This window comes from Moorena sp. SIO2C4 (assembly GCF_010672485.1).
In the GTDB taxonomy this organism is placed as follows: Bacteria; Cyanobacteriota; Cyanobacteriia; order Cyanobacteriales; family Coleofasciculaceae; genus Moorena; species Moorena producens.
Window position 1 is genome coordinate 1 of record NZ_JAAHGN010001065.1, and the last position, 2,552, is coordinate 2,552.

The window sequence follows — 2,552 nt, forward strand, 5'->3', positions numbered from 1 at the left end:
TGCTACGAGCTCAGACATTGCAAACGGATTCGCGATCGCATTTAGTGGCGGTCTGTGGTCATACCCCTGCCAAAACACAAGATTTTGCTGAAACCCACGGCACTACAGTGGTGGATTCCTGGCAGCAATTGGTAGAACACCCGGAGCTTGATCTAGTATTTATTAGCACGATTAATCGGGATCATGGCACAATTGCCCGTGCTGCCCTTAATGCCGGGAAACATGTTGTCACTGAATATCCCCTTTCCCTTGACCCCAAAGATGCCGAATCCCTGATTACCCTAGCGAACGCTAAGGGCAAGCTCCTCCATGTAGAACATATTGAGCTTTTAGGGGGCTTGCATCAAGCCTTGCGCCAATCTTTGCCCAAAATTGGTGAACCGGTTTATGCCCGTTACGTAACTATTGCGCCGAAACACCCTGCACCCCGGGGCTGGACATTCAATCTGGAACTATTTGGCTTTCCCTTCATTGCTGCTCTTTCTCGCATTCACCGCTTTACAGACTTGTTTGGTGAAGTCGCTTCTGTGTATTGTCAATCCCAATTTTGGGATGCTGCTGATCAGTACTTTACTGCTTGTCTATGTAATGCCCAACTGCGCTTTACTTGTGGTCTAATCGCAGATATTACCTATGGTAAAGGGGAAATGTTCTGGCAGAGGTTACGGAATTTTGAGGTGCATGGAAACCAAGGCACACTGCTGTTTGAGGGAGACCAAGGTAATCTGATTAAGGCAGAGGAAACCAAACCAATTGAAGTAGCAGGGCGACGGGGTTTGTTTCTTAAAGATACCGCTATGGTAATTGACCATCTAGTTAAAGGAACACCCCTGTATGTCTCGACCGTAGATAGTTGTTATACTCTCAAGGTTGCAGATGGATTACGTGAGTCCGCAGCTACAGGTCATGCGATCGCTTTAATTTAGTTTTAAGCTATCAGCTATCAGCTATCAGCTAATGCGCACACTAGTTGAGGTACTATCAGCTATCAGCTATCAGCTATCAGCTATCAGCTATCAGCTTTGGGCCTGTGGCGACGCTACTTTAGGTGCTTATGGGCTACGGGAAAGTCCCAGCGTCGTTCGCACAGCGTGGCCAAACGCGCACGCGTGGCCGAAAGGCCAAGGCCAAAGCCTGTGCCACGCTAAGCGAATGGCTCACGGCTGTTCGCGTAGCTTGAGCTAAAAGCTCACGGCTGACCGCTGAATGCTGACTGCTGAATGCTTACATTTATCATTTGGTAAAATTTATCGTCAACATTTTATACCATAAAATTGACAACGACGTTGTATAAATTACCTAAACTATATAAATCTTAACAAATATTTTAAACTTCATTACAAAATCAGATATGGCCTTGGCATACCATGATATGTTCTGTAACATACATCGAGTCGGGGTTCCTATGGGCTAATTAAACACGCAGCATCCCCGCTCTCGAACTACCTAATGGTAAAGTTAGACAAGGAGAACACTTTGGATTTGCATTCTACTCAACCCCACAATGATCATGGTTGTGAAGGCATTAGCGATTATGTCGCCGAGCTTCAGTTTCACATGGCACTCCACGCCCGAAAATTAGTTCCTAACCTCACTACAGCAGCAGATAGTAGAGAGCAACTATTGCAGCAAACCCAAGCTAATTGTGAGAAACTGGCCTCCCGACAATCCCGTTCATAGAGATGAAGCCCTAGCGCGATTTGCAGCAATCAACGATTCTGTATACTGTAGCGCCTCTTGCCAAACCTGATAGCCAAGAGGCGTTAAATGTATACCATCGGTTGTCAAGTTGTGCTCCATCTGACCTTTACTATCAGTAAACAACTTGTGAAGATTGAGATAGGCTGCTCCTTCTTGTTGAGCAATCTGAGCAATTTGTTTATTAAGATTACGAATGCGCTGATTAGAAATAGCAGTAGCTCGTGTCGGTAAAATCGACTGGATAATCAGTTGAGCTTGTGGGTGATTTTGCCGCAATTGACGGGTAATCTGGCGCAGATTGTTGACAATAACTTGATCGGTTTTCCCCTGACGCAAATCATTGATACCTGCCATCACATAAATTGTATCAGGACGAGTCTGGGAAAATGCCGATAATCGACTCAAAATTTGACTGGTATTCTCACCAGAAATCCCTTGATTGAGCCAAAGTTGATATTTAGGTAATCCCTGTGCCGGTAACCACAAACTTAGGGAATCTCCCACTACCATAGACAGACGATTGTTACCCTGTCCGTAAGCAACAGCTTTCGCTTCCTGTGCCAGGAGTTGTTTCCATTGCTGATAGGTAGGTTTTGTGAGAGGGACTCCTTTGTGATTTAATCCCTTTGCCCAAAACGATGAGAAACTATGAGCAGGTAAGCGAGTATAAAGTTTGCCAGCTCTGAGGGCAGCTAATCGTTGGTAATATAGTTCCGTTCCTGACTTTGGTGAAGGAGTAGCAGGTCGATAGTTGGGTAAACTTTGCTGATACTTTACACCAAGTTTCGCCCCCCTAGCCCCCCAACTTTGCGGTGCGACCCGTGGCGAATTTAATTCGCCAACGGAAAGCG

4 protein-coding genes are annotated in these 2,552 nt (G+C 45.8%); 3 read left to right on the forward strand and 1 reads right to left on the reverse strand.

The genetic code is table 11. From position 1 onward, the window contains the following. From F6K20_RS33670 to F6K20_RS33680, 3 genes are all read left to right on the forward strand, one after another. Positions 1 to 926, forward strand: a 926-nt coding sequence (locus F6K20_RS33670) for a Gfo/Idh/MocA family protein (RefSeq protein ID WP_287297679.1), incomplete at its 5' end; no start/stop codon positions are given. A 31-nt stretch (positions 927 to 957) separates the two neighbouring features. Beyond that, positions 958 to 1,185, forward strand: a complete 228-nt coding sequence (locus F6K20_RS33675; RefSeq protein WP_131827076.1) for a hypothetical protein — start codon at positions 958 to 960, stop codon at positions 1,183 to 1,185. Positions 1,186 to 1,476: 291 nt separating this feature from the next. Beyond that, positions 1,477 to 1,680 (forward strand): hypothetical protein, encoded by a 204-nt coding sequence (locus F6K20_RS33680; RefSeq protein WP_044495006.1) that lies wholly within the window; start codon positions 1,477 to 1,479, stop codon positions 1,678 to 1,680. On the opposite strand, the gene F6K20_RS33685 is transcribed toward F6K20_RS33680, so the two are convergent. After that, positions 1,675 to 2,552 (reverse strand): GDSL-type esterase/lipase family protein (locus tag F6K20_RS33685; RefSeq protein ID WP_287297681.1); only part of this gene is annotated, 878 nt, incomplete at its 5' end. The genes F6K20_RS33680 and F6K20_RS33685 overlap by 6 nt on opposite strands.